Source organism: Microbacterium sp. MMO-10, from assembly GCF_037148715.1.
In the GTDB taxonomy this organism is placed as follows: domain Bacteria; phylum Actinomycetota; class Actinomycetes; order Actinomycetales; family Microbacteriaceae; genus Microbacterium.
The window spans coordinates 521,641-544,494 of sequence record NZ_JBBCSV010000004.1; the positions used below are offsets into that span (position 1 = coordinate 521,641).

Annotated in this window: 28 protein-coding genes; 14 read left to right on the plus strand and 14 right to left on the minus strand. The window is 70.8% G+C overall.

The features are described 5' to 3' along the window. Window positions 1–23: 23 nt before the first annotated feature. The 4 genes from ychF to WFJ17_RS15145 all read left to right on the plus strand — a co-directional run bounded on the left by ychF (window position 24) and on the right by WFJ17_RS15145 (window position 3,010). Window positions 24–1,097, plus strand: coding sequence for a redox-regulated ATPase YchF (ychF, locus tag WFJ17_RS15130; protein WP_251446877.1), 1,074 nt, complete (start codon window positions 24–26; stop codon window positions 1,095–1,097). 262 nt (window positions 1,098–1,359) lie between these two features. Beyond that, window positions 1,360–1,641 (plus strand): type II toxin-antitoxin system Phd/YefM family antitoxin, encoded by a 282-nt coding sequence (locus WFJ17_RS15135; RefSeq protein WP_251446880.1) that lies wholly within the window; start codon window positions 1,360–1,362, stop codon window positions 1,639–1,641. Then, window positions 1,638–2,039: a type II toxin-antitoxin system VapC family toxin gene (locus tag WFJ17_RS15140; protein ID WP_336648840.1), complete on the plus strand. Its 402-nt coding sequence runs from the start codon at window positions 1,638–1,640 to the stop codon at window positions 2,037–2,039. Before WFJ17_RS15135 ends, WFJ17_RS15140 begins: the two co-directional genes overlap by 4 nt. Before the next feature lie 302 nt (window positions 2,040–2,341). Then, entirely contained in the window at window positions 2,342–3,010 is a 669-nt protein-coding gene (locus WFJ17_RS15145) for an MOSC domain-containing protein (RefSeq protein ID WP_251446886.1), read from the plus strand. A 176-nt stretch (window positions 3,011–3,186) separates the two neighbouring features. Here the strand turns inward: WFJ17_RS15145 and WFJ17_RS15150 are convergent, their stop codons facing one another. Continuing rightward, window positions 3,187–3,531 carry a LysR family transcriptional regulator gene (locus tag WFJ17_RS15150; protein WP_336648841.1) on the minus strand — a complete coding sequence of 115 codons (345 nt, stop codon included), beginning with the start codon at window positions 3,529–3,531 and terminating at the stop codon, window positions 3,187–3,189. A 126-nt stretch (window positions 3,532–3,657) separates the two neighbouring features. On the opposite strand from WFJ17_RS15150, the gene WFJ17_RS15155 reads away from it, so the two are divergent. Both WFJ17_RS15155 and WFJ17_RS15160 read left to right on the plus strand, forming a co-directional pair. Further along, a complete protein-coding gene (locus WFJ17_RS15155; protein ID WP_336648842.1) occupies window positions 3,658–4,431 on the plus strand; it encodes an alpha/beta fold hydrolase in 774 nt (257 codons plus the stop codon). Between the two features lie 59 nt (window positions 4,432–4,490). Next, window positions 4,491–4,652 (plus strand): hypothetical protein, encoded by a 162-nt coding sequence (locus tag WFJ17_RS15160; RefSeq protein WP_251446892.1) that lies wholly within the window; start codon window positions 4,491–4,493, stop codon window positions 4,650–4,652. Here WFJ17_RS15160 and WFJ17_RS15165 read toward each other — a convergent pair. Further along, window positions 4,645–4,986, minus strand: a complete 342-nt coding sequence (locus tag WFJ17_RS15165; protein ID WP_292884582.1) for a YciI family protein — start codon at window positions 4,984–4,986, stop codon at window positions 4,645–4,647. The two genes, WFJ17_RS15160 and WFJ17_RS15165, sit on opposite strands and share 8 nt — an antisense overlap. Before the next feature lie 156 nt (window positions 4,987–5,142). Here WFJ17_RS15165 and WFJ17_RS15170 point away from each other — a divergent pair, with 156 nt between their 5' ends. From WFJ17_RS15170 to WFJ17_RS15195, 6 genes are all read left to right on the plus strand, one after another. Next, window positions 5,143–5,718, plus strand: a complete 576-nt coding sequence (locus WFJ17_RS15170; protein ID WP_251446898.1) for an alpha/beta fold hydrolase — start codon at window positions 5,143–5,145, stop codon at window positions 5,716–5,718. Beyond that, window positions 5,718–6,272: a cysteine hydrolase family protein gene (locus tag WFJ17_RS15175; protein ID WP_336648843.1), complete on the plus strand. Its 555-nt coding sequence runs from the start codon at window positions 5,718–5,720 to the stop codon at window positions 6,270–6,272. The genes WFJ17_RS15170 and WFJ17_RS15175 overlap by 1 nt, the downstream gene beginning before the upstream one ends. A 154-nt stretch (window positions 6,273–6,426) precedes the next feature. Continuing rightward, a complete protein-coding gene (locus tag WFJ17_RS15180) occupies window positions 6,427–6,642 on the plus strand; it encodes a hypothetical protein (RefSeq protein ID WP_251446903.1) in 216 nt (71 codons plus the stop codon). A 4-nt stretch (window positions 6,643–6,646) separates the two neighbouring features. Beyond that, the gene (locus WFJ17_RS15185) at window positions 6,647–6,991 is read left to right on the plus strand and encodes a type II toxin-antitoxin system PemK/MazF family toxin (RefSeq protein ID WP_336648844.1); all 345 of its coding nucleotides are present in this window, start codon (window positions 6,647–6,649) and stop codon (window positions 6,989–6,991) included. A 45-nt stretch (window positions 6,992–7,036) separates the two neighbouring features. Then, the gene (locus WFJ17_RS15190; RefSeq protein ID WP_251446909.1) at window positions 7,037–7,861 is read left to right on the plus strand and encodes an Fpg/Nei family DNA glycosylase; all 825 of its coding nucleotides are present in this window, start codon (window positions 7,037–7,039) and stop codon (window positions 7,859–7,861) included. A 26-nt stretch (window positions 7,862–7,887) separates the two neighbouring features. Then, window positions 7,888–8,526, plus strand: a complete 639-nt coding sequence (locus WFJ17_RS15195; protein WP_251446911.1) for a DUF1345 domain-containing protein — start codon at window positions 7,888–7,890, stop codon at window positions 8,524–8,526. Here WFJ17_RS15195 and WFJ17_RS15200 read toward each other — a convergent pair. The 3 genes from WFJ17_RS15200 to WFJ17_RS15210 form a co-directional block, all read right to left on the minus strand. Next, window positions 8,510–9,097, minus strand: a complete 588-nt coding sequence (locus tag WFJ17_RS15200; protein WP_251446914.1) for a 1-acyl-sn-glycerol-3-phosphate acyltransferase — start codon at window positions 9,095–9,097, stop codon at window positions 8,510–8,512. The two genes, WFJ17_RS15195 and WFJ17_RS15200, sit on opposite strands and share 17 nt — an antisense overlap. Before the next feature lie 95 nt (window positions 9,098–9,192). Next, complete coding sequence (locus WFJ17_RS15205; RefSeq protein ID WP_251446918.1) at window positions 9,193–9,492, minus strand: Fe-S cluster assembly protein HesB; 300 nt, start codon at window positions 9,490–9,492, stop codon at window positions 9,193–9,195. Window positions 9,493–9,641: 149 nt separating this feature from the next. Continuing rightward, complete coding sequence (locus WFJ17_RS15210; RefSeq protein ID WP_295034712.1) at window positions 9,642–10,214, minus strand: carboxymuconolactone decarboxylase family protein; 573 nt, start codon at window positions 10,212–10,214, stop codon at window positions 9,642–9,644. Between the two features lie 182 nt (window positions 10,215–10,396). Here WFJ17_RS15210 and WFJ17_RS15215 point away from each other — a divergent pair, with 182 nt between their 5' ends. Next, complete coding sequence (locus WFJ17_RS15215; protein WP_336648845.1) at window positions 10,397–10,555, plus strand: hypothetical protein; 159 nt, start codon at window positions 10,397–10,399, stop codon at window positions 10,553–10,555. 64 nt (window positions 10,556–10,619) lie between these two features. Here the strand turns inward: WFJ17_RS15215 and WFJ17_RS15220 are convergent, their stop codons facing one another. Next, complete coding sequence (locus WFJ17_RS15220; protein ID WP_336648846.1) at window positions 10,620–11,561, minus strand: hypothetical protein; 942 nt, start codon at window positions 11,559–11,561, stop codon at window positions 10,620–10,622. A 93-nt stretch (window positions 11,562–11,654) separates the two neighbouring features. After that, complete coding sequence (locus WFJ17_RS15225) at window positions 11,655–13,133, minus strand: MDR family MFS transporter (protein ID WP_336648847.1); 1,479 nt, start codon at window positions 13,131–13,133, stop codon at window positions 11,655–11,657. Window positions 13,134–13,387: 254 nt separating this feature from the next. Here WFJ17_RS15225 and WFJ17_RS15230 point away from each other — a divergent pair, with 254 nt between their 5' ends. Beyond that, window positions 13,388–15,271, plus strand: coding sequence for an ABC transporter ATP-binding protein (locus WFJ17_RS15230; protein ID WP_442927993.1), 1,884 nt, complete (start codon window positions 13,388–13,390; stop codon window positions 15,269–15,271). A 42-nt stretch (window positions 15,272–15,313) separates the two neighbouring features. Here WFJ17_RS15230 and WFJ17_RS15235 read toward each other — a convergent pair whose 3' ends face one another. The 7 genes from WFJ17_RS15235 to WFJ17_RS15265 form a co-directional block, all read right to left on the minus strand. Beyond that, window positions 15,314–16,087 (minus strand): SDR family NAD(P)-dependent oxidoreductase, encoded by a 774-nt coding sequence (locus WFJ17_RS15235; protein WP_336648848.1) that lies wholly within the window; start codon window positions 16,085–16,087, stop codon window positions 15,314–15,316. Between the two features lie 56 nt (window positions 16,088–16,143). Then, window positions 16,144–17,085 (minus strand): glycosyltransferase family 2 protein, encoded by a 942-nt coding sequence (locus WFJ17_RS15240; protein WP_336648849.1) that lies wholly within the window; start codon window positions 17,083–17,085, stop codon window positions 16,144–16,146. A gap of 64 nt (window positions 17,086–17,149) precedes the next feature. After that, window positions 17,150–18,298 carry a cysteine desulfurase family protein gene (locus WFJ17_RS15245; RefSeq protein WP_336648850.1) on the minus strand — a complete coding sequence of 383 codons (1,149 nt, stop codon included), beginning with the start codon at window positions 18,296–18,298 and terminating at the stop codon, window positions 17,150–17,152. Between the two features lies 1 nt (window position 18,299). Further along, window positions 18,300–19,166, minus strand: a complete 867-nt coding sequence (gene nadC, locus WFJ17_RS15250) for a carboxylating nicotinate-nucleotide diphosphorylase (RefSeq protein ID WP_336648851.1) — start codon at window positions 19,164–19,166, stop codon at window positions 18,300–18,302. After that, the gene (gene nadB, locus WFJ17_RS15255; protein WP_336648852.1) at window positions 19,163–20,650 is read right to left on the minus strand and encodes an L-aspartate oxidase; all 1,488 of its coding nucleotides are present in this window, start codon (window positions 20,648–20,650) and stop codon (window positions 19,163–19,165) included. Before nadB ends, nadC begins: the two co-directional genes overlap by 4 nt. Beyond that, window positions 20,650–21,960 (minus strand): quinolinate synthase NadA, encoded by a 1,311-nt coding sequence (gene nadA / locus WFJ17_RS15260; RefSeq protein WP_336648853.1) that lies wholly within the window; start codon window positions 21,958–21,960, stop codon window positions 20,650–20,652. Before nadA ends, nadB begins: the two co-directional genes overlap by 1 nt. 118 nt (window positions 21,961–22,078) lie before the next feature. Further along, a complete protein-coding gene (locus WFJ17_RS15265; RefSeq protein ID WP_336648854.1) occupies window positions 22,079–22,744 on the minus strand; it encodes an NUDIX hydrolase in 666 nt (221 codons plus the stop codon). Window positions 22,745–22,854 lie beyond the last annotated feature (110 nt).

Below are 22,854 nucleotides of genomic sequence, written 5' to 3' on the forward strand. Positions count from 1 at the left end.
GGGCCCCGGTAGACTCGTACCCCGTGGCTCTCACCATCGGAATCGTAGGACTGCCCAACGTCGGCAAGTCCACCCTCTTCAACGCCCTCACCAAGAACGACGTGCTCGCGGCGAACTATCCGTTCGCGACGATCGAGCCGAACGTCGGCGTGGTGAACCTGCCCGATGCGCGGCTGAACGCGCTCGCCGAGATCTTCGGCAGCGAGCGGATCCTGCCCGCGACGGTGTCGTTCGTCGACATCGCCGGCATCGTGCGCGGCGCGAGCGAGGGGGAGGGGCTGGGCAACCAGTTCCTCGCGAACATCCGCGAGGCCGACGCGATCGCCCAGGTCGTCCGTGGCTTCGCCGACGACGATGTCGTGCACGTCGACGGGGCGATCGACCCCAAGAACGACCTCGAGACGATCAACGCCGAGCTCATGCTCGCCGACCTCCAGACGCTCGAGAAGGCGATCGTGCGCATCGAGAAGGAGGTGCGCGGCCGCAAGACCGACGCTTCGGTGCTCGAGGCGGCGAAGGCCGCGAAGGACGCGCTCGAGCGCGGCCAGCTGCTCTCCACGAGCGGCATCGACCTGACGCCGATCAAGGAGCTCGGTCTGCTGACCTCGAAGCCCGTGATCTTCGTCTTCAACGTCGACGAGGCCGTGCTGACGGACGACGCCCGCAAGGCCGAGCTCGCCGCGCTCGTCGCGCCCGCCCAGGCGATCTTCCTCGACGCGAAGATCGAGTCGGAGCTCATCGACCTGGATCCGGAGGACGCCGCAGAGCTCCTCGCCTCCACCGGTCAGGACGAGTCGGGCCTCGACCAGCTCGCCCGCATCGGATTCGACACCCTCGGCCTGCAGACCTACCTCACCGCCGGCCCGAAGGAAGCCCGCGCCTGGACGATCCACAAGGGCGACAAGGCCCCGCAGGCCGCCGGCGTGATCCACACCGACTTCGAGAAGGGCTTCATCAAGGCCGAGGTCATCTCGTTCCAGGATCTGGTGGACACCGGATCCGTCGTCGAGGCCCGCTCGAAGGGCAAGGCGCGCCTGGAGGGCAAGGACTACGTCATGCAGGATGGCGACGTGGTGGAGTTCCGTTTCAACGTCTGAATCTGAACTGTGAGCTGGCGTGGTACTAGCGCCTGCGCGATGGCGTGTTTCGCATCGGACGTCTGAGGCAATGCTCGGATGAGGGCAGCTCACACCTCCGACGGCGTCGTCGTGTCGATGTCTGTGGCGGAGGCCGTTGTGCTGCACGTCATGTCGGACGTTCAGCAGGCCCTCACCCTTCTGATCCCGACTCTCGGCTCCGAGGAGTACGGTTCGGTGACGTTTCGCTCCAATTACGTAGCGCGGGTGCTACACTCGTCGCATGAGTGTGAGCGATTCGCACATCGAGAGCCTCTCCCAGCGTGAACTGCGCAACGAGTCCGGACGTGTTCTGCGTCTTGTCGGCGAGGGTCAGTCGTTCGTTCTGACCAACCGAGGCGTCGCCGTCGGTCGTATCGTCCCGCTCGACGCGCCCGCCGCCACGCTGCCGATCGTTCGGGCTGCGAAGCGCGTCGGAGGCTGGGCCGCGCTGAGCCCTCAGCCCGTCGAGAGTGATCGACTCTTGTCGCGCATCGTCGACGAGCTTCGCGAGGACCGGGTGTGAGCAGCGCTCCACTCGTCTACGTCGATACCTCCGCATTCGGAGCGCTTCTCATCTCCCAGGTCGAGACCGAGGCGCTGGTGGAGTGGCTCGACGGTGCGGACGTCAGCCTTGTCTCGAGCGATCTGCTAGAGACGGAGCTGCGTCGGATGGCCGCGCGGGAGGGACGGGACCAGGCGAAGGTCAGTGCGATCCTCGAGGGCGTTTCTCTTGCGGCGCTCGATCGTGCCGTGTACCGCTCGGCGGGGTTCTTGCCGATGCCCTATCTGCGCACTCTCGACGCACTCCATTTGGAGGCGGCGATCCGCCTGGACGTCGATGCCGTCCTCACGTACGACCATCGGCTTGCTGAAGCGGCGCGGGCCGCTGGCCTCGATGTCATTGCTCCTGGTCGCGGATGAGTGGGTTGACGGATCTGTTTTCGTTGGACGGATGCGGTGCCGAGGAAATAATGCTTGACACGGCTCCGACCGGGGTCCGACTCGCGCCCTGCCCGCCCTTCGTTCGCGGGCGCGAAGTCAGCTCGGAAGCGATCGTGCACTGGTCATTCGTTGGCTACGAGTTCAAGCGCTCCGTGACGCCCGTTCAGCAAGTGGTGATGGCTCGTGCCCTCGCATGACGTTCTGCGAACCGGGGAACGTGGTTGCGTTCAGATACAGATCAGTCTGCAGAGCCATTTCGGCAGACTGGAAAGGGAGCCACAATGGCCCATGTCGTCTCAGTGAACGTCGGCGCGGAGCGACCGAACGCCGCCAAGGACACCCCTACCGGCATCCATAAGCGGCCGGTGGAGATTATCGAGCTGCGACGACCCGGCTCGAAGCACGGGGGACTCGGCAGCGGCGTCGTGGGTGACTTCATCGGCGACCGGCAGCACCACGGCGGCGACTATCAAGCCGTGTACGCGGTCTCCCGTGAGGAGCTGGACTGGTGGGGCAAGGAGCTCGGTCGTCATCTGGATGACGGCATGTTCGGGGAGAACCTCACCACGACCGGTATCGATATCGACCACGCGCTCATCGGTGAGCGCTGGCAGGTGGGGGACGCCGTGGTGCTCCGGGTCGAGGGACCCCGGATCCCGTGCGGCACGTTCCGCATGCACATGGGGGAGGCGGGCTGGCTCAAGCGGTTCGTCGATCATGGCCTGTCAGGTGCCTATCTGTCCGTCGAGCGGCCGGGATTCGTCCGGCCAGGCGAGACGATTACGGTGCTCTCCCGCCCAGACCACGCGATCGATGTGCCGACGGTCTTCCGAGCGTTCTACGACGACGTCGAAGCTATGCGGGAGGTCATCGAGGCAGGCGTGCTCTCGGATTCCGAGGAGACCGCGGCGCTGGAAGCCCGTCTTGAGCGGTTGAATCGCAGACGCTGAGGAGTGGCGAGACTCGTGGAGGTCGCTCCATCTCGCGAGAGTCTGGTCATCTGCCTCGTGCCGTCGAATGACGCGCGATTGCAGTTCGAGCCGGTAGGCGCGATGCCGGTGATGTCCAACGATTCCGAGCTGCTCCGTTCCGAGCCCGGCCCCTGAAGCCAGGGTTCGAGTAAGGGTCAGCGTCCCTGGCGCTTCTTGTAGGGCTTGGGCTGGCCCTTCACGGCGGGTGCCCGGCCCTTTCCCTTGGACGCCTTCGCCTTGCCGCCGGACGGCGCATCCGACTTCTGCGGGGGCGTGGGCGCCGCGGCGATCCTGTCCCGCGCCTCGGGGAGCAGGAGAAGGCCGGCACTGGTCAGACGGGTGGAACCGCCGCGGGTGACGAGCGGCTGCCCGACCTCCTCCTCGAGCTTCTCGATGGACGAGTACAGCGCGGCGAGCGGGATGCCGAGGCGGGCTGCTGCGCGCGGGAAGTGCAGCTCCTCGGCGACGGCGACGAATCCCCTCAGGTGGGTGATCTTCATGGAAATCCGTCCTCTCGCGCGCGGATCGCGGCGTCGTCCAGCGTACGGGGCTTCGTCGCACGATGCGCTGCACCTGGATCCACCGGGAGGGTGTCGTCGCGTGGACCGGCGCACTACCGTGGGGTCGTGGAAGCGCGCGGGAGCAAGACCTCGGTGCACTACGTCGAGCACGGCACGGGGCTCCCCGCGCTGATCCTGCACGGCGCCGGCGTCGACCATCGCGAGTCCGAGGCCTGCTTCGAGCCGGCGTTCTCCGGGATCCGCGGAGTCCGGAGGATCTATCCCGATCTGCCGGGCATGGGCCGCACGTCGGCGCCGGAGGATCTTCGCAGCGCAGAGGACGTCGTGGTCGTGCTCTTCGACTTCGCGGAGCAGGTGAGCGACGGCGAGTCCTGGCTCCTCGTGGCCCACTCGGCGGGTGCGCATTTCGCGCGGGCGATTGCGGCGCGGAATCCCGAGCGGACGGCGGGCCTCGCCCTGGTCTGCCCGCTGCTTCCGGACATCCGGGATGTACCGGAGCATCGCGTGATCGACGGATCCGGCGATCTCGGCGATGACGAGTTCCGGGGGTACTTCGTCGTGCAGACGCCGGAGATGCTGGAGAGGTACGAGCGGTTCGTGGTGCCCGGTATGGGTCTCGCCGATGAGGGCGCGATGGAGCGGATCGCCGAGCAGTGGGAGCTCGCGCCGGGGGAGGGCCCGCCGTTCGCCGGGCCGACGCTCGTCGTGGCGGGCCGGCTCGATTCGACGGTCGGATATGCCGCCGCGCTCGATCTTGCGGACCGCTACCCGCGCGCGACGGCCGCGGTCCTGGACGACGCCGGGCATGCGCTGCCGCACGAGCGGCCCGAGCTGCTCCGCGCGCTGATCCACGACTGGGTGGACCGGGTTCTGCGCTGAGCGTCCCCGCGCAGCGCGAGGCTCGTAGGATGACGGTGTCGTCCAGAGGAGGCACGGCCATGTCCGATAGCGATGAGCAGCCCACGGCACCGCATGTCCCGGCACCCGGTGAGCCGACGATCCCCGAACTCGAGGTCGACGAGAACATCGCACCTCGACCCGAGGAGGAGATCGCGGATCTGCTCCGCGCCGAACCGGATGAGGACGATCAGGTCAGCTGACCCGGCGCACCTCCTGGGGCCAGCCGCAGGCTTCGGCGATCCTGCCCGCCCAGTGCTTCGCGGCGGCGTCGTCGGCGACGTCGATGATCGTGAGGCCGCCGATGCGCTGCTCGGTCGGGGCGAAGGGTCCCGCGTCGATCACCGTCGTTCCGCTCGTCGCGTCGGCGGTGAACGCCGCAGCATCGTCCTCGTGCACGCCTCCGGCGAAGACGAGGGCCCCGGCGTCCCTGATGTCCGACACGACGGCATTGGCGAGCGGCCCGCGTTCCGCGAACCACTCGGGGCTGTGATCGCCCACCCACTGCTGGTTGAAGTAGATGATGTACTGAGTCATCGCCGCTCCTCGCGTCGCCCGTGCGGTCACGGGCCCTCTCGCGATCGTACGCCGCGGGATTCCGGGCTCTCGAGCCCGGAACGAGGATCCGGATCGGCTCTCCTGTCCCGACGCCGGCCCAGCAGAGGCCGCGGCGGGACTCGGTACGATGGCTCGGTGACTACCGAGAACAACAGCATCTTCGAACCCGATGGCCGCGCGATCCCCTACGTCGACGAGATGTCGGAGGGCGACGGGCCCGTTCTGGTGCTGATCCCGGGCCGCGGCCTGGAGGGCGGCGCGCTCGGCTCGGTCGCGCACATCCTCGCCGGCGAGGGGATCCGCGTGCTGCGGATCGGCAACCGCGCCGCCGACGACGCGACGCTCGACGAGCGCGTCCAGGACGCGAGCGACGTGATGGATCACGTCGGCATCGGCGCCACCTGGATCGGCGGCCACGGGGTCGGCGGGACCGTCGCCCGTGCACTGTCCGCGAAGCGCACCGACCGTGCTCTCGGCGTGCTGCTGCTCGGGGTCGAGGACGTCGACGTGCCGATCGCGCCCTCCGTGCCGATCCTCATCATCCAGGGGTCCGCGGACGACGTCATGCCCCCGGCGAACGGCGAGAAGCTGCGCGACTCCGCGAAGGAGCGCGCGAGCGTCGTCACGATCGAGGGCGGCGGCCATCTGTTCCCGGTGAGCGACCCTGTCGACACGGCCTTCGCCATCGAGGACTACCTGGCCTGGGACTGATGATCGGCACTGCTGCGCAGTCGCCGGCGCGTACCGTCCTCCTCGTGATCGACATGCAGAACGGCGTCATGCCCGGCTGCTTCGACGAGCGCGGAGTGCTCGAGCGGACCGACGCCCTCGTGCGCCGGGCGCGCAGCGAAGGGGTTCCGGTGGTGTGGGTGCACCACGATCCGGTCGGCGTGGGCACGCCCGACTGGGAGCTCGCGTCGCCGCTCGCGCGTGCCGACGGGGAGCCGCTTGTGCGCAAGAGCTACCGCGACGCCTTCGCCGACACCGATCTGCAGGAGGTGCTCGATGCCTTCGGCGCGACTCGGCTGGTGGTCGCCGGCGCGCAGTCGGACTTCTGCGTGCGCACCACCACGCAGCGGGCGGCCGCCGAGGGCTACGACGTCACGCTGGTGCGCGATGCGCACACGACGGTCGACGCGACCGTGGACGGCGTCCCGATCACGGGCGAGCAGATCGTGGCCCACACCAACATGTACTTCTCCGGCCTCCGCTACCCGGGGCAGGAGTTCGCCGTCGCCCCGCACGACGAGGTGGCGCTCGCCTGACGCGCGGGTCCGGCCTCCACAACCCGGGCACCTTCCGGGTTTCGCGCCGATCTCGCCTCGAGCGCGTTCCCCGGGAGCGCGAGCGGGCATCCTCGACGCGGGGGATCAAAGAGGAGGTATACGGATCGGTATACGTCCGCCTTAGAATCGGAGCATGGCGATGACCACCATCAAGGTGACGACCGAGCTGCGCGATCGGATCAACGACGACGCACGGGCGACGGGCGTTTCGGCAGCGGGTCTGATCGAGCGCCTTCTGGATGCCTATGAACGGCGGAGGCGGATGGATGCGTTCGGCCGCGCTGTCAGCGCGGCCGACGGCGGTTACTGGGATGAGTTCCACGAGTGGGACATCGCGCTGGCGGACTGACGACGTGACGACGCTACGGAGGGGCGACGTCGTCTGGGCCGATCTGGATCCGACACGCGGACGGGAGCACTCCGGTCGCCGGCCAGTCCTGGTCATCGCGAGCGACCTTTTCCTGGAGCAGGCGGACAGCCTCGCGATCGTCGTCCCGGCGTCGAGCATCGATCGGGGCTGGCCCAATCACGTGCGCCTGCGCGGACCGGGGCTGACCCTGCCGCGAGCGACCTTCGCGCTGACCGAACAGCCGCGCACGATCACCCGGGACCGGATCACCGGCGCCCTCGGTCAGGTCGACGTCGCGACGATGCGCGAGGTGGACCTCTGGCTCCGGGACTTCCTGGGTCTGCCGTGACCTCCAGGCGCGCGGATGTCCGACCCCGGTGCGAGGATGGGGCGCATGCCCGAGTCTCCGGAGGTGCAGGCGCTGGTCGAGTTCCTCGACGAGCGGATCCGCGGTCGCGTCATCGCCGCGGTCGAGATCGATGAGTTCCGCGTGGTCAAGACGCGCGACCGGCCGCCGGGATCGCTCGTCGGCGCGCGCATCGACGGTCTGACCCGATTCGGCAAGCACGTCGGTTTCGACACCCCGGAGGGCTGGCTGATGCTCGGCTTCGGGCGCAACGGATGGATCCGCTGGCTGGACGCGGGGGAGCAGCCCGGCGACGAGCTCGTGCCGGAGGTCGCGCGGATCGTGCTCGACGACGGTGCGGCGATGCGGATCGTGGACACCGGCGACTTCCTCGCGGTCACGCTCTCCGTCGTCGACGGCCCGCAGGACGTGGCGGGAATCGCCGCGCTGGGACCGGATCCGCTGAGTCCCGACTTCGCCCGCGACGCGTTCGAGCGCGCCCTGGGCAGCAGGCGCAAGCAGATCAAGGCACTGCTGCAGGAGCAGACGTCGCTCGCGGGAATCGGCAACGCCTATTCCGACGAGATCCTGCATCGCGCGCGGATCGCCCCCGCGGTGCACGCCGCGCTGCTCGACGGCGACGAGCGGGATCGACTGTTCGCTGCCACGACCACGGTGCTGCGCGCCGCCGTCGCAGACCGACGCGGCCTGGCGCCCGAACAGCTCAAGCCGGCCAAGGTCGCCGCGATGGCCGTGCACGGCCGCGGCGGCGAGGCGTGCCCGGTGTGCGGCACGACCATCGTCGACCGGGTGTTCTCCGGCGCCTCTGCACAGTTCTGCCCGCACTGCCAGCCCGAGCGCTCCCCGGCATGAGTCGGCATGCGGGTTAGCATTCCGAGGTGAGCCCGCTTCCCCTGCGCCATCGCTGGCGTGTGCGCACCGCCGTCGCGATCCTGGCCGGAACCGCGGTCGGTTTCGCCGTCACGCCCTCCCTGGGGCTGGCGGCAGGACTCCTCGCGGCCTGGGGCACGCTGGCGCTCGTCAGCACCGTGTGGATCCTGCTCGTGGTGTGGCCGATGAACGCCGAGCAGACGCGCTCGCACGCCACCGAGGAGGACCCCGGCCGCCGCATCGCCCGGGTCGTGGCCGTGATCGGGAGCTTCGTCAGCATCGCGGCCGTGCTGGTCGTCGTGCTGCAGGCCCGGCATGCGCACGGCTGGGTGCAGTTCGCCCTCGCCGGGAGCGCCGTGCTCAGCGTCGCCGCCTCGTGGGGGCTGATCCAGGCCGACTACATGCTGCGCTACGCGAAGCTCTACTACGACGGATCCGGCGGCATCCTCTTCAATCAGGACGAGGATCCCGAGTACACCGACTTCGCCTACTTCTCGGTCGGCCTCGGCATGACCTACCAGGTCGCCGACACCAACGTCACGCGCAACGCGATCCGGCGGATCGTGATCGCTCAGACGACGATCGCCTACGTGTTCGGCGCGCTCATCCTCGGCACGATCATCAATCTCGTCACGGGGCTGGGATGACCGCCGCCAGCTCCTCGCGCAGTCGCGGCTCGGTGCGGCGCTCGGGGCGCACTCCCGCCTTGTCGGCGTAGAAGGCACGGATCCGATCCATGTCCGCGGCGACGTCGCCGGTGAGATCGAGGGTCGGTCCGAGGCCCGTGGTCATGGTGCTGCGATCGACATATCCCAGGGTCACCGGCATCCCTGTCTCGCGGGCGATGCGATAGAAGCCGCTCTTCCAGTGGTCGTTGCCGCCACGGGTGCCGTCGGGCGTCACCACCAGCCCGAACACCGCGCCGGTGCGGATCTGCTCGACGACCTCGCCGACGACGCGCGCCGGATCCGAGCGATCGACCGGGATGCCGCCGAGCCGGCGCATGATCGGGCCCCGCCAGCCGGTGAACAGGCTCTTCTTGCCCAGCCAGTGCACGTCGATCCCCAGCCGCCACGCGATGCCGAGCATGAGCACGAAGTCCCAGTTCGAGGTGTGCGGTGCGCCGATGAGCACGGTCGGGCGCGTCGGCGCCGGCTCGCTGCGGAGCGACCAGCGACTGCAGGTCCAGAACACGCGTGCGGCGAGGCGTTTGAACATCCGTCCACCGTAGGGCCCGGCGTATTCCGTGTTGCGCATGAAGAAGGCCCGGGCGGACGTGAAGGACGTCCGCTCGGGCCTCGGCCGCCGGGCGGTCAGACGGCCTGCGGCAGCAGCGAGAACGACACCGCGCCCTCGTCCGTGACGTTCGCGTCGAGGACCTTGCCGTCCAGGACGACGGCGGCCTCCCCTTCCAGGAAGACGGGAGCACCGGGCAGATCCAGGATCTGGTCATCCGGCTCGGGCGCGACGACGACATCGGCGGCCAGGCGATGCTGGTCCGCCTGCCCTGCGGCATCGGCGGTGTGGATGCGCAGTCCCGCGCCCTCCGCGTCGGTGCGACGACGGACGAGCGTGGTGACGAGCGCGGTGGCGCTGTCGGTCAAGGTGAGCATGAGGCACTCCTTCCGGTTGCGGACACGTCGCGGTCACGACATGTCCGGGCCACGATTCCTCGTACAGGCCGGTCCCTCAACCGCGTTGCGGCGTTTCGGGCCGATTCGGAGGATCTTCCCACCGAAGGACCGGCGGGCGATCTCCGCTGTCAGAGGGCGGCGGCGCGCAGCGCGGCGGCCGTCTCGGGAGTCAGTCCCGGCACGTCCTCCGTCGGCACGGCGAGCGCGAGCAGCGCACGGCTGAAGTAGTTGCGCGCCGCGGCGGCCAGCGTGATGTCCACGATCTGGCGGTCGTCGAAGCCGGCATCGCGGAGTGCTCCGGTGTCGGCGTCCGTCATCGATCGCGGATCCGACGACAGGCGCTCGGCGTAGCGGACGACAGCGCGCTCGGCCGGGGTGAAGCCGCTGTCGTCTCGGTGCGCGAAAGCGGCGAGGGCCTCGTCGTCGAGGACCTCTGCCCGGAGGGACTTGCGTCCGTGGGCGAGAAGGCAATGCGGGGAGCCGATCGCCCTCGCCGCGCCCAGGGTCGCCGCCTCGTAGACCCGGATGCCGATCGACGGCACGATCGCCGCGATGAGGGCCATGAACGCGGCGTGCGCCTCCGGGTTCACCGCCATGGCTCTCGTGTAGGCGAAGACGAACCCGTCCGAGGAGAGGTCGTCGGCGTACATCTCGGCGACATGTCCCTCGGCGGTCTCCGCGGGGGGAGTGCTGATGATCATGGGAAGCTCCTTCGCGTCCGCGCCGACGCGCCTCCTGAGCGGGAGGACCCCAGTGCCAGCGCCCGAGCGAAGACTACGCCTGGCGCGCGCCGGACGGTATGGGTGGGCATCCGCCACCGTGCTTCTCCGTGCCGGATCCCGAGAACGGCGCCGTCCGATCCGGACGGGCGTAGCATCGAGGGATGACCACGGCAGCTGACCCCCAATCGCAGGCCCCCGCGGACGCCGAGCGTCCGACGCTGGCGGCCGCGCCGGGGCTCACCCTGCTTGCGGGCGACGAAGCGACGGACGCCGGGCTCTGCATCGGCGGCTTCTGCCGTCTCCCGGGCGCGAAGGACTGACCTCCCACATTCGAGTCGTCCCCCTGAGCACGACCTATGAACCGTGCTCAGGGGGACGACGCGGTCATACGGCGCGCGGAACGCCGAGAAGGCGCAGGTCGCGAGCGATGCGGTCCGGTGAGTCCCGAAGCTCGCGCGATGTGCACCGGATCTGAATGCGATCCGGCGCGGCGAGCGCACGCTGGCGCGCCAGATCCGCCTCCCAGTGCGCGACCTCCATGTGGAACGCGCCGTCGACCTCGAGGATGAGCGTCTTGCCGTCGGGAAGCGACCATTCGCAGTCGGTGTAGCGGGCCCGTCCGTCTGTGCCACGGCGCATGGTCTGGCGCCGAGGCGTGGCCAGCCCGAAGGCACGGCAGAGATGGAGCACATCGAGCTCGGCGACTGACTGGGCCCCGTCCGCGATCTCGCTCAGCGTCTCGCGGAACATCCGCGCCCATCGCAGCGGTCGCATCCGGGGGATCCAGGCAGCCAGTCGTGCCGGAGTGGTCAGGCCTTGCTGAACCGCCGCCGCAACGACGCCCTCGGCGGTGCGCGGGGAGTGCTGGTACGCCGCGAAGTGAAGTATCGCGGGCTCCAACCGGCATGTCGGAAGCCGGCGAGCAGGATCGCGCATCGCGGCCAGTGATCGCCGGGTCTCGACGAACCGGATCCCGGCGAGGGGTTGCCCCAGATCGCTGCCCTGGGGAACCAGCACCGTGATCTCCTCACGGTGCCAGCTGCGCAGGCCGGACACCTCGGCGGCGCTGAGGTCGCCGATGATCGCCGGAGCGCCGGCATGGAGAACGCCGAGTCGCATCAGTTGCGCACGGGTGAGGCCACCGGTGGTGGTGCCGATGACGGTAGCCGAGCGGGCAACCCAGCGCTCGGTCGCGATTCGATGTCGCACCGCGTCGTTGTCGATCCCGTGAGCGCGGAGCTGCGCGCGCGTGATCAGACCGTCCTGCGCTCCCGCGAGCTCTCGCCATCCCATGCCTGGAAACAGTGCCGCAGCACGGCGGATCATGCGTCGAGTTCTCCACAGAACGCGAGTCGTCCCCCTGAGCACGACCTATGGACCGGGCTCAGGGGGACGACTCGAATGTGGCGGAGGCCCAGGTCAGTGCATCGCCGGAGCGGTGCCCTCCTCGTGCGGCTGGTCCTCCGGCTTGCGGATCACGAAGGCGCCGACGATCGTCAGCGTCGCGATGACCGCCGCGATCACAAACGTCGTGCGGGAGCCCGCGGCGACCGCGGCCGGCTGCTCGGTGCCGCCGTTCGCGTTCACGATCACCGTGAAGACCGCCATCATCACCGCGATGCCGGCGGCGCCCGCGACCTGCTGGATCGTCGAGATCACCGCGCTGCCGTAGGAGTAGAACCTCGGCTTCAGCGAGGCGAGCGACGCGGTGAACAGCGGCGTGAAGGACAGTGCGAGCCCCATGGACAGCAGCGTCTGCGCGACGATGAGCACCCACACCGGCGTGCTGGTGCTCAGGGTCGTGAACAGCCACAGCATGCTCGCGGCGAGGATCGAGCCGGGGATCAGCAGGATCCTCGTGCCGCGGGCGTCGTAGATCCGGCCGATCACCGGTCCCAGCAGGCCCATCGCGAGCGCCCCGGGCAGCACCACGAGGCCGGCCTCGGTGGTGCCCAGCGAGAGGCCCTTCTGCAGGAACAGCGGCAGCACGGTGATCGCGCCGAAGAACGCGATCGAGAGCAGGAACATCTGCACCATGGAGAGCGAGAAGTCGCGCGACGCGAAGACGCGCAGATCCAGCAGGGCATCGTCCTTGCGCTGCAGCACGACCTGACGCCAGAGGAAGAGCGCCAGTCCGATCGCGCCCACGATCAGCGCGATCGCCATCGGCAGCGGCGAGCCCTCGCCGCCGGAGAGCTCGCCGATCTGGCTGAGCCCGAACACGAGGCCGCCGAAGCCGAACGCGCTGAGCACGATGGACAGCGCGTCCAGCGGCGCGTGGGTCTGCTCGCCCACGTTCGTGAGCCAGCGCCAGCCGATGAACATCGCGACCAGCGCGATCGGCAGCACCACCACGAAGATCGAGCGCCAGCTGAAGTGATCGAGCAGGAAGCCGGCCAGCGTCGGGCCGATCGCCGGGGCCAGCGAGATCACGATGCTGACGCGGCCCATCATGCGGCCGCGCGACGACGGCGGCACCAGGTTCATCACGGTCGTCATGAGCAGCGGCATCATGATCGCCGTGCCCGACGCCTGCACGATGCGGCCCGCGAGCAGCATCGGGAAGCCGATCGCGAGCGCGGCGAGCAGCGTGCCCGCCGAGAACAGCGCGAGCGCGGTCAGGAACATCTGCCGCGTGGTGAAGCGCTGCAGCAGGAAGCCGGTCGTCGGGATGACGACGGCCATGGTGAGCATGAAGGCGCTCGTGACCCACTGGGCCGCCAGCGGCGTGATGCTGAGGTCGTCGATGAGATGCGGGATCGCCATGTTCATCGTCGTCTCGTTCAGGATCGCGACGAATGCGGCGGCGAGCAGGACCCAGATCACGCCCATGTCGCGGCGCGGGATCAGACCCCCGTCGGAGACGGCGGGGGTGGATCCGGTATCGATGGCAGACATGTGTTCCTCCGGCTCGGCGGGGGCGAAAGATGGGGGATGGGTCGGCGGAGCGACCAGCGACTATCAGCGTAACCACAGGGTCGGACATTCCATTCCCCGGAAGCGGGGCATCGCCGCGGGACCGCGTCCGCGACGTTGCGCCCTGAGCGGACGGGGCCCGCGCGCGAAGCCCGTGCCGAGCTCGTGGTCATACGCTTGCGGGGTGCCGAAGGTGCAGGTGACCCGCGGCGGGCAGGGGTGAGCGGATGAGCATGATGGCCAGGATGGGCGGCGCGCGCGGCGGCCGGCCCGTGGACGAGGCGGCTCAGCGCAGGCAGAACGCCGAGGCGCCCCGGATCCCGAACCTCGGTCGCCGCGTGGTGACGCTGTTCCGGCCCTACCGGAACCGGATCCTCACGACGGTCCTGCTCGTCGTCCTCGGCGCCGCGCTCGGCGTCATCCCGCCCCTGCTCGTGCAGCGCGTCTTCGACGACGCGCTGTTCCCCCAGGACGGTTCCGGTCCGCAGCTCGGGCTCCTGGTCACCCTGGTCGTGTCGATGATCGGCCTGTACCTGCTCTCGTCCGGGCTCGGCGTCGTGCAGACCTGGCTCACCTCGACCGTCGGCAACAGCGTGACGGGCGACCTGCGGGTGCGCCTCTTCGAACATCTGCAGGCGATGGAGCTGGGCTTCTTCACCCGTACCAAGACCGGGGTCATCCAATCGCGGCTGCAGAACGACGTCGGCGGGGTCTCCGGCGTCCTCACCAGCACGGTGACGAGCATCCTCGGCAACACCGTGACGGTGATCGCCTCGCTCGTCGCCATGATCCTCCTGGACTGGCGGCTCACCATCATCGCGGTCTGCGTCATGCCGATCCTCGTGCTCGTGCAGCGCCGCGTGGGCCAGGTGCGGGCGCGGATCGCGGGCGAGACGCAGGAGTCGCTGTCCGAGCTCACCGCGATCACCCAGGAGACGCTGAGCGTCTCCGGGATCCTGCTGTCCAAGTCGTTCAACCGGCAGCGCTCCGAGTCGGCCCGGTACCAGGCGCAGAACCGCACGCAGATCCGTCTGCAGGTGCGTACGGCGATGAGCGGGCAGGGCTTCTTCGCCGTCGTCTCGGTGCTGATGTCGAGCGTCCCGGCGATCATCTACCTGGTCGCGGGCTTCCTCGTCGCCGGAGGCACCGGATCCATCAGCGCCGGCGCCATCGTCGCGTTCACCACCGTGCAGGCACGGCTGCTCATGCCGCTGATCGGGCTCATGCGCGTGGCGCTGGACGTGCAGACCTCGCAAGCGCTGTTCGCGCGCATCTTCGAGTACCTCGACATGGTGCCGCAGATCACCGACGCCCCCGACGCCCTGCCGGCGACCGCCGCGCCGGGTCCGCGCGGACTGCTCGAGTTCCGTGACGTGCGCTTCCGCTATCCGGACGCATCGCCGACCGCGCGGGACACGCTGCAGGGGGTCTCGTTCACCGCGGAGCCCGGGCAGCACGTCGCCTTCGTCGGACCCTCGGGGGCGGGCAAGACCACGATCCTGTATCTCGCGCCCCGGCTCTACGAGGCGAGCGGGGGAGCGGTGCTGTTCGACGGCGCCGACGTGCGCACGCTGACGCAGGAGTCGATCATCGACGAGATCGGCATCGTCTCGCAGGAGACGTATCTCTTCCACGCGACGATCCGCGAGAACCTGCTCTATGCGAAGCCGGACGCCACCGAAGACGAGCTGGTCGCGGCGTGCACGGCGGCCAACATCCATCACGTGATCGCCGGATTCGAGCAGGGCTACGACACCGTGGTCGGCGAGCGAGGGTACCGCCTGTCGGGCGGCGAGAAGCAGCGCATCGCGATCGCACGGGTGCTGCTGAAGGATCCGCCGGTGCTGCTGCTGGACGAGGCGACCTCGGCGCTGGACACGGTCTCGGAGCGCGTCGTGCAGGAGGCCCTCGACGAGGCGGCCCGTGGCCGCACCACCCTCACCATCGCCCACCGTCTGTCGACCGTGATCGGCGCCGATGTCATCCACGTGGTCGAGGAGGGGCGGATCGTCGAGTCCGGCACGCACGCGGAGCTGCTCGCCCACGGCGGCCTGTACGCGGATCTCGCCGCCCAGCAGGTGGCGGCGGCGAGGATCGACGACGACATCCGTTCGGCCTGAGCGCGGATCCGGGGACCGGCGACGGCCCCCCGGATCCGACACTCAGTGCGCCGAAAGGCCGCCGTCGACGAAGAGCGAGTGCCCCGTGACGTACGCCGAGCCCGCGCCGGCGAGGAACACGGCCGCCCCCGCGAAATCGGAGGGAAGGCCGTTGCGCCCGATCATCGTCCGCGCCGCGAGGGCCGCGATCTGCACCGGATCCTCCTGCAGACGCGCATTCAGCGGGGTCAGCACGAATCCGGGGACGAGGGTGTTGCTGGTCACTCCGGTGCCTCCCCACGCCTCGGCCTCGGAGCGCATGAGCGACTCGACCGCGCCCTTGGAGACGCCGTAGACGCCGCTGCCCACGAAGGCGCGATGGGCCTGCTGGGAGCTGATGTGGATGAGGCGGCCATAGCCCCGCTCGGCCATGCCGACGGCGTAGCGCTGGCCCAGCAGGAACGGGGCGAGGGAGTTCACGGTCATCGTGGCGTCCCAGTCGTCCTCGGTGATGTCGGCGAAGGCGGGACGGATGTTGATGCCGGCGGAGTTCACGAGGATGTCCGGCTCACCGAACGGCGCCGCGGCGTCCTCGGCGACCGTACGGATCCCCTCTCGGGTGCCGAGGTCGCCGACGACGCCGGCGGCGCGGCAGCCGAGTTCGGTGAGCTCGCGCACGGTCTCGTCGACGCGCTCGGCGCCGCGCGCGACGATCACGGTCGCCGCTCCCGCTCGCGCGAGGGCGGTCGCGATGCCGCGGCCGATGCCGGAGCTGCCCCCGGTGACCACGGCCGTGCGGCCGTCGAGGGAGAACAGTTCGGAGAGGTAGGCGTTCATGGTGGTCCTGTTTCTGACGGCGACGCAGGGCGCGCGCGGTCGGGGACGGGCCGCGGCTACCAGCGCAGCGCGGCGACGAGGGAGGGATCGACGCGGGCGTCGGAGAACTCCGGGAGCGCCTCGAGCTCGTCGAGGAAGGCTCGGACCGCCGCGGGATAGGCGGGGTCGGGGTGGGTGCCGGCGATCTCCTGGAGCGGCGGCACGTCCATCGCGAGGATGAGACCGAGCCTAGCGGCCACCGCGGCATGGGCGCCCGCATCGTGCAGCACCGCGATTCCGCCGCGGAGGGCGGCGAGGTAGTCGCGCAGCACCGGCAGCCGGTCCTTGCCCTGGGTGATCGAGCTGCCGTCGGCGCGCAGGCGCCACCGGACGACGGCGTCGGGGATCACGTCGAAGGCCCGCGCCGACGTGTACATGCGCTGTGCGACGATCTGGTCCTCGTAGGCGACGCCCTCGGGGAACCGCAGGCCGTCCCAGAAACCGGTGCGGCTCACCTTCGACCACGCCACGATGTTCGCCGACGCGGCCGGGTGGTCGAAGATCGTCGTGCCCAGAAGCTCCGGATCCGTCGCGGCCGAGACCCAGGGCTGGATCCGACCCGGCGCGTAGCGCTCGCCGTCCCAGCGCGAGCGCACGTAGGCACCGGCCACGAAGTCGCTGCCGCTCGCGGCGAGCGTGCCGGTGAGGCGCTCGAGCGCCGACGGGGTCAGCTCGTCGTCGCCGTCGAGGAAGCCGACGTAGTCGGTGTCGACGAGGTCGAGCGCGGCGTTGCGGGCGCCGCCGAGCCCGCGGGGCTCGGTGTGGTGCAGCACTGCGAACCGCGGATCCGCCTCGGCCGCGGCGGCGAAGATCCGTCCGGTGTCGTCGGCGGATCCGTCGTCGACGAGCAGGGCCCGCCATGCGGTCAGCGTCTGCGCGCGCAACGAGTCCAGCGCGGCCGGAGCGAAGGCGGCGATGTCGCGCCCGGGCACGATCACGGTCACGAGCGGGGCAGGCACCCTGTCAGTCTAGGAGCGCGCCCGGTCGGTGGCGCCGGGCGGGTCTCGCGCCGTGCGCCGGCCGTCAGGAGCGCACGGCGGCCACGGCGTCGGCGACCAGCGCGGCCAGCCGCTCCGGGGCGTCGCCGGGGAGCCCGGTGCGGCCGAGCGTGAACCGCACCGAGGTCTGCGCGACGGCCGGTGCGACGCCGCAGGCGAGCAGCACGTGCGAGGGCTCGTCGCTGCCGGCCGCGCATGCGGATCCGCTCGAGGACACGACGCCACGACGCTCCAGCTCCAGCAGCACGGCCTCGCCGGAGACCTCGCTGAAGGTGAAGCTCGCCGTGCCGGGCAGCCGCCGGACGGGATCCCCCGTGAGACGCGCCGACGGCACGGCGGCGAGGATACCGGCGATGAGCCGTGCGCACTGCGCGCCGACCTGCGCCGACGCCGCGGCGCGCTCGGCCTCTGCGAGCTCCAGCGCCGTCGCCAGCGCGACGGCGCCGGCGACGTTCTCGGTGCCCGACCGGCGGCCGCGCTCCTGGCCGCCGCCGTGCACGAGCGGTTCGAGCGGCACGCGTCCGCGCACGGCCAGCGCGCCGATCCCCTTGGGAGCGCCGAGCTTGTGCCCGGCGATCGCGACGGCATCGGCCCCGAGGCCGGCCAGGGGCAGCCAGCCCGCGGACTGGACGGCGTCCACGTGCACCGGGATCCGGCCCGAGCCCGCCGCCGCGGCCACGATGCCGGCGATGTCCTGGACGGTGCCGATCTCGTTGTTCGCGTGCCCGACGGCGATCAGCGCGGTGTCGGGGCGGATCGCGGCCGCGATGTCGGACGGATCCACCCGACCCGTGCCGTCGACGGGCACGAGGGTCGACTCGACGCCGTGGAAGCGCTCGAGGTGGTGCACGGACTCCAGGATCGACTCGTGCTCGATCGGCGTCGTGACGACGTGACGGCGGCCCGGGGAGAGCGCGGCGAGCACGATGCCCTTGACCGCGAGGTTGTTCGCCTCGGTGCCGCCGGCGGTGAACACGACGTCGCCGGTGCGCATGCCGAGCACGCGGGCGATGCGCGCGCGGGCGTCCTCCAGCCCCGCCGCCGCGGTCTCGCCCACCGTGTGGTGACTGGACGGATTGCCGAACGCCCGGGTGAGGTACGGCGCCATCGCCTCGAGCACCTCGGCGCGCACGGGGGAGGTCGCCGCGTGATCCAGGTACAGCGGACCGCTCATGTCAGTCGATCCGCACGTCGAGCCCGAGGTCCAGCGCCCGCGCGGAGTGGGTGAGCGCACCCACCGAGATGACGTCGACCCCGGTGCCGGCGATCGCGCGCACGGTGTCGAGGTTCACGCCGCCCGAGGCCTCCGCCGTCGCACGGCCGGCGATCAGTGCGACACCGGAACGCAGGTCGTCGAGGGAGAAGTTGTCCAGCAGCACGGTGTCCGCACCGCCCTCGAGCACGGCGGGGATCTGGTCCAGCCGGTCCACCTCGACCACGACGTGCGTCGTGTGCGGCAGTGTCGCGATGGCCTCGCGCAGCGCCGTCGCGAGATCCCGCCCGCCCCTGCTCAGCACGGCGAGATGGTTGTCCTTCGCCATCACCGCGTCGGAGAGCGAGAAGCGGTGGTTGCGCCCGCCGCCCGCGACGACGGCGTGCCGCTCGAAGGCGCGCAGGCCCGGCGTGGTCTTGCGGGTGTCGGCGATCCGGACCCGCTTGCCGCCGGGGCCGGCGCCGTCGACGGCGGCGACGTAGGCGGCCGTGAGGGTCGCGATGCCGCTGAGGCGCTGCGTGAAGTTCAGCGCCACCCGCTCGGCCGTGAGCACGCTGCGGGCGGATCCCGTCACGGTCGCGAGCACGTCACCCGCGGCGAAGGCGTCGCCGTCCGCGAAGTGCAGATCCACCGAGATGGTCGGGTCGGTCAGCGCGAACGCGGCGGTGAAGACGTCGCCCCCCGCGAACACCCCGGGCTCGCGGGCGACCAGGTCGGCGGTGGCGGTCGCATCGACGGGGAGCAGGGCGGTGCTGGTCAGATCGCCCCAGGGGGCGTCCTCCTCCAGGGCGGCGCCCACGACGCGGTTCAGGACGGCGGGGGTGATCATCGCGCTCCGATCAGGGCGGGGGCTTCGAGGTGATGCGCGCCGACCGAGACCGGGCGTGAGAGGGCGGCCGCGATCATCGCCTCCGCGAGCTGGAGCAGGTTGCGGTCTTCGACGGCCGTCCGGGTGAGGCCCTCCGGCGGGCGCCAGGAGCGGACCGTCGCGAGCGCTTGTCCGAGCCCGTCGGGGGTGCGCAGCGGGCCGACGAGATCCCACATGAGCTCCTGCAGGGCGAGACGGGAGAACGGGGTCCGGCGGGATCCGTCCCCGACGCCCGTCGCCTGTCCCCGGGGCTGCCGCGGCGCGCTCGACGAGTCCCGCGGAGAGGCCGAGACGAGAGCCGCCGCCGCGCGCGCGCCGAACACCGCTCCTTCGAGCAGCGAGTTCGAGGCGAGCCGGTTCGCGCCGTGCACCCCGGTGCGGGCGCACTCGCCGACCGAGAAGAGCCCGGGCAGGGTGGTGCGTCCGTCGACGTCGGTGACGACGCCGCCCATGAGATAGTGCGCCGCCGGGGTCACCGGGATCGGCTCCCGCGCCCAGTCGAAGCCGCGCTCGTGCGTCACCCGGTCGATCGTCGGGAAGCGCGCGGCCAGGAGGTTGGCCCCGAGAGCCGTGGCGTCGAGCCGCACCGGGGAGCCCTGCTCGGCGGCGCGGCGCACGATGGCACGGGCCACGACGTCGCGCGGGGCGAGCTCGCCGTCGGGGTGCGCGTCGAACGCGAACCGCCGGCCGTCGTCGTCGATGAGGGTCGCCCCCTCGCCGCGCACCGCCTCGGAGACGAGGAAGGCGGGACCGGGGGAGACGAGGATCGTCGGATGGAACTGCACGAACTCCAGGTCGGCGACCGCCGCGCCGGCGCGCAGCGCCGCGGCGATGCCGTCGCCGGTGCAGACGTCCGGGGCGGTGGTATGGCGGAACAGCTGGCCGGCGCCGCCCGTCGCGAGGATCACCGCGTCGGCGGTCACCTCCTGGAGGCGGCCTTCCGCGAGGAGCAGCGCGCCGCGCACGCGACCGTCGGCGGTCAGCAGATCGACGAGCACCGCATGCTCGCGGACGGGGACACCCGTCTCCCGCAGCCGGGCGCACAGCGCGGCGGAGATCCCGGCTCCGGTCGCGTCGCCGCCCGCGTGGGCGATGCGCGCCGCCGAGTGCGCCGCCTCGAGCCCGAGCCGCAGCGCCCCGGCGGCGTCGCGGTCGAAGGGCACGCCGCGTGCGATGAGCTCGGCGATCCGCGCGCTCGCGTCGCCGACCAGCACCTCGACGGCCTCGGGATCGGACAGACCGGATCCGGCGACCAGGGTGTCCTCGGCGTGCGCGGCCGGGGAGTCGCCGGCCCCGTAGGCGCCCGCGATCCCGCCCTGCGCCAGCGCGGTCGCGCCGTCGCCCAGGGCGTCCTTCACGACCATCGTGACGCGATGGCCGGCCTCGTGCGCGTGCAGCGCCGCGGTGAGACCGCCGATGCCGCCGCCGACGACGAGGACGTCCATCAGCCGACCGCCACCGGAGGGCGTGCCGCCAGCATGCGCTCGAGCGCGACCCGCGCGGGATCCGCCACATCGGCGGTCACCGTGATCCGGTTCGGCGTGCGTCCCGCCACGAGCTCCTCGAGCACCCAGGCGAGATAGCCGGGGTGGATCCGGTACATCGTCGAGCACGGGCAGACCACCGGATCCAGGCAGAAGATCTCGTGCTGCGGATACTGTGCGGCGAGCCGGCGCACGAGGTTGATCTCGGTGCCGATCGCGAACGTCGTGGGCTCGGTCGCGGCGTCGATCGCACGGCGGATGAAGTCGGTGGATCCGGCCTCGTCCGCGGCGTCCACGACCTCCATCGGGCACTCGGGGTGCACGATCACCCGCACGCCGGGGTGCGCGGCGCGCGCCTGGTCGATCTGGGCGACGGTGAAGCGGCGGTGCACGGAGCAGAACCCGTGCCAGAGGATGACGCGCGAGTCCTGCAGCTCCGCCGCGGAGGACCCGCCGAGCGGACGGCGCGGATTCCACAGCGGCATCTCGGAGAGCGGCACGCCCATCGCCTTCGCCGTGTTGCGTCCGAGGTGCTGGTCGGGGAAGAACAGCACGCGGCGGCCGCGCGCGAAGGCCCATTCCAGCACCGTGCGGGCGTTGGAGGAGGTGCACACGATGCCGCCGTGCCGGCCGACGAAGCCCTTGATCGCGGCGGAGGAGTTCATGTAGGTGACGGGGATCACGGGCACGAGGCCGTCGGCATCCGGTGCGTCGAGCGGGCCGAGGACTTCGGCGAGCTGCTCCCAGCACTCCTCGACCTGGTCGATCGAGGCCATGTCCGCCATCGAGCAGCCGGCAGCGAGGTTCGGCAGGATCACGGCCTGGTCGGGTCCGGAGAGGAGGTCCGCGGTCTCGGCCATGAAGTGCACGCCGCAGAAGACGATCGCCTCCGCATCCGGGTGCTCCTTCGCCGCGGTCGCGAGCTGGAAGGAGTCGCCCATGTAGTCGGCGTGCTGCACGACCTCCTCGCGCTGGTAGAAGTGCCCGAGCACCACGACCCGTTCGCCCAGAGCGGCCTTCGCGGCGCGGATCCTCTCGTGCAGCTCTGGCTCCGCGGCCTCGCGGTAGGACGCGGGCAGCTCACCCTGGCGCGGGGCGCCGGTGGGGATCACGTCGCCCATCGAGGATCCGGGGCCGTACCCCGGGACGGTGTCGAAGTTCCACGGGCCGGCGGCGAGATCGGTCGCACAGGTCTCCTCGGTGGAGGCGCCGGTGACGATCAGCTGAAGCGCGTGATCGACGGAGGGATCGAGGAGAGGGGAGGAGGACATGGCGCGCCGCCTTCTGGTCGAATCGACATTTAGTGTCGCTGAGTGCACATTAAGTCGAAATGACCAGAAGTGCAAGCGGAGGGGCGGGAAGGCCCGGGAGCGCGGCGCGCGGAGGGGCTCAGTTCTCGGAGCAGTAGCGGTACAGCCGCGCGGGCCGATGGTTGCCGGTGCGGAACGACTCGGTGGGGACGAGCTCGCCCGAGCCTTCGAGCAGGCGGCGGAAGTTCGACGGATCCAGACGCCGTCCGAGCACGGTCTCGTAGACCTCGCGCAGCTCCGCGAGGGTGAACTCGTCGGGGAGGAGCCCCGCCGCGATCCGGCTGTAGCCGACCTTGTTGCGCAGGCGGTCGAGGGCGTAGGCCGCGATGCGGTTGTGATCGAAGGCGAGCGGGGGGATCGCGTCCACGTCCAGCCACTCGACGTTCTCGGGCGCGCCGGCCGCCGAGCGCTGGGCGTCGACGAGGTCCGAGCGGAGCAGGGCCCAGTAGACCACCGAGATCGTACGGTTCGGTGAGCGATCCACGTCGCCGAACGTGTACAGCTGCTCGAGGTAGCTCGGCGTGAGTCCGGTCGTCTCGGCCAGGGTGTGCGCCGCGGCCGCGTCGAGGTCCTCGTCGACGCCCAGCCAGCCGCCCGGCAGCGCCCACATCCCGCGGTACGGCTCCCGGGTGCGCCGGACCAGCGGCAGCATGAGCCGGTCGCCGTCGTCCGAGGCGCGCAGGGAGAAGATGACGGCCGAGACGGCGACGCGGATCGCGTCGTCCTCTGTCCTCGCCTGGGTCACACCACGAGCCTAGGGCGAGGATCCCCGTTCGGGCGACGATGGCCCGCCGACCCCTGCGCCCGCGCGGGCCGTGCCGCTATGCTGGGGGGATCAACTGAACACGTGGCCGC

Excerpts from the sequence above, each read along its gene's own strand:
- WFJ17_RS15230 (WP_442927993.1), top strand. The coding sequence starts at position 13,388 with ATGGCCAGGATGGGCGGCGCGCGCGGCGGCCGGCCCGTGGACGAGGCG.
- WFJ17_RS15190 (WP_251446909.1), top strand. The coding sequence starts at position 7,037 with ATGCCCGAGTCTCCGGAGGTGCAGGCGCTGGTCGAGTTCCTCGACGAG.
- WFJ17_RS15135 (WP_251446880.1), top strand. The coding sequence starts at position 1,360 with ATGAGTGTGAGCGATTCGCACATCGAGAGCCTCTCCCAGCGTGAACTG.
- WFJ17_RS15160 (WP_251446892.1), top strand. The coding sequence starts at position 4,491 with ATGTCCGATAGCGATGAGCAGCCCACGGCACCGCATGTCCCGGCACCC.
- WFJ17_RS15180 (WP_251446903.1), top strand. The coding sequence starts at position 6,427 with ATGGCGATGACCACCATCAAGGTGACGACCGAGCTGCGCGATCGGATC.
- nadC (WP_336648851.1), bottom strand. The coding sequence starts at position 19,166 with ATGATCACCCCCGCCGTCCTGAACCGCGTCGTGGGCGCCGCCCTGGAG.
- WFJ17_RS15215 (WP_336648845.1), top strand. The coding sequence starts at position 10,397 with ATGACCACGGCAGCTGACCCCCAATCGCAGGCCCCCGCGGACGCCGAG.
- WFJ17_RS15145 (WP_251446886.1), top strand. The coding sequence starts at position 2,342 with ATGGCCCATGTCGTCTCAGTGAACGTCGGCGCGGAGCGACCGAACGCC.
- nadB (WP_336648852.1), bottom strand. The coding sequence starts at position 20,650 with ATGGACGTCCTCGTCGTCGGCGGCGGCATCGGCGGTCTCACCGCGGCG.
- WFJ17_RS15245 (WP_336648850.1), bottom strand. The coding sequence starts at position 18,298 with ATGAGCGGTCCGCTGTACCTGGATCACGCGGCGACCTCCCCCGTGCGC.
- nadA (WP_336648853.1), bottom strand. The coding sequence starts at position 21,960 with ATGTCCTCCTCCCCTCTCCTCGATCCCTCCGTCGATCACGCGCTTCAG.
- WFJ17_RS15225 (WP_336648847.1), bottom strand. The coding sequence starts at position 13,133 with ATGTCTGCCATCGATACCGGATCCACCCCCGCCGTCTCCGACGGGGGT.
- WFJ17_RS15210 (WP_295034712.1), bottom strand. The coding sequence starts at position 10,214 with ATGATCATCAGCACTCCCCCCGCGGAGACCGCCGAGGGACATGTCGCC.
- WFJ17_RS15165 (WP_292884582.1), bottom strand. The coding sequence starts at position 4,986 with ATGACTCAGTACATCATCTACTTCAACCAGCAGTGGGTGGGCGATCAC.
- WFJ17_RS15150 (WP_336648841.1), bottom strand. The coding sequence starts at position 3,531 with ATGAAGATCACCCACCTGAGGGGATTCGTCGCCGTCGCCGAGGAGCTG.
- WFJ17_RS15175 (WP_336648843.1), top strand. The coding sequence starts at position 5,718 with ATGATCGGCACTGCTGCGCAGTCGCCGGCGCGTACCGTCCTCCTCGTG.
- WFJ17_RS15220 (WP_336648846.1), bottom strand. The coding sequence starts at position 11,561 with ATGATCCGCCGTGCTGCGGCACTGTTTCCAGGCATGGGATGGCGAGAG.
- WFJ17_RS15205 (WP_251446918.1), bottom strand. The coding sequence starts at position 9,492 with ATGCTCACCTTGACCGACAGCGCCACCGCGCTCGTCACCACGCTCGTC.
- WFJ17_RS15235 (WP_336648848.1), bottom strand. The coding sequence starts at position 16,087 with ATGAACGCCTACCTCTCCGAACTGTTCTCCCTCGACGGCCGCACGGCC.
- WFJ17_RS15200 (WP_251446914.1), bottom strand. The coding sequence starts at position 9,097 with ATGTTCAAACGCCTCGCCGCACGCGTGTTCTGGACCTGCAGTCGCTGG.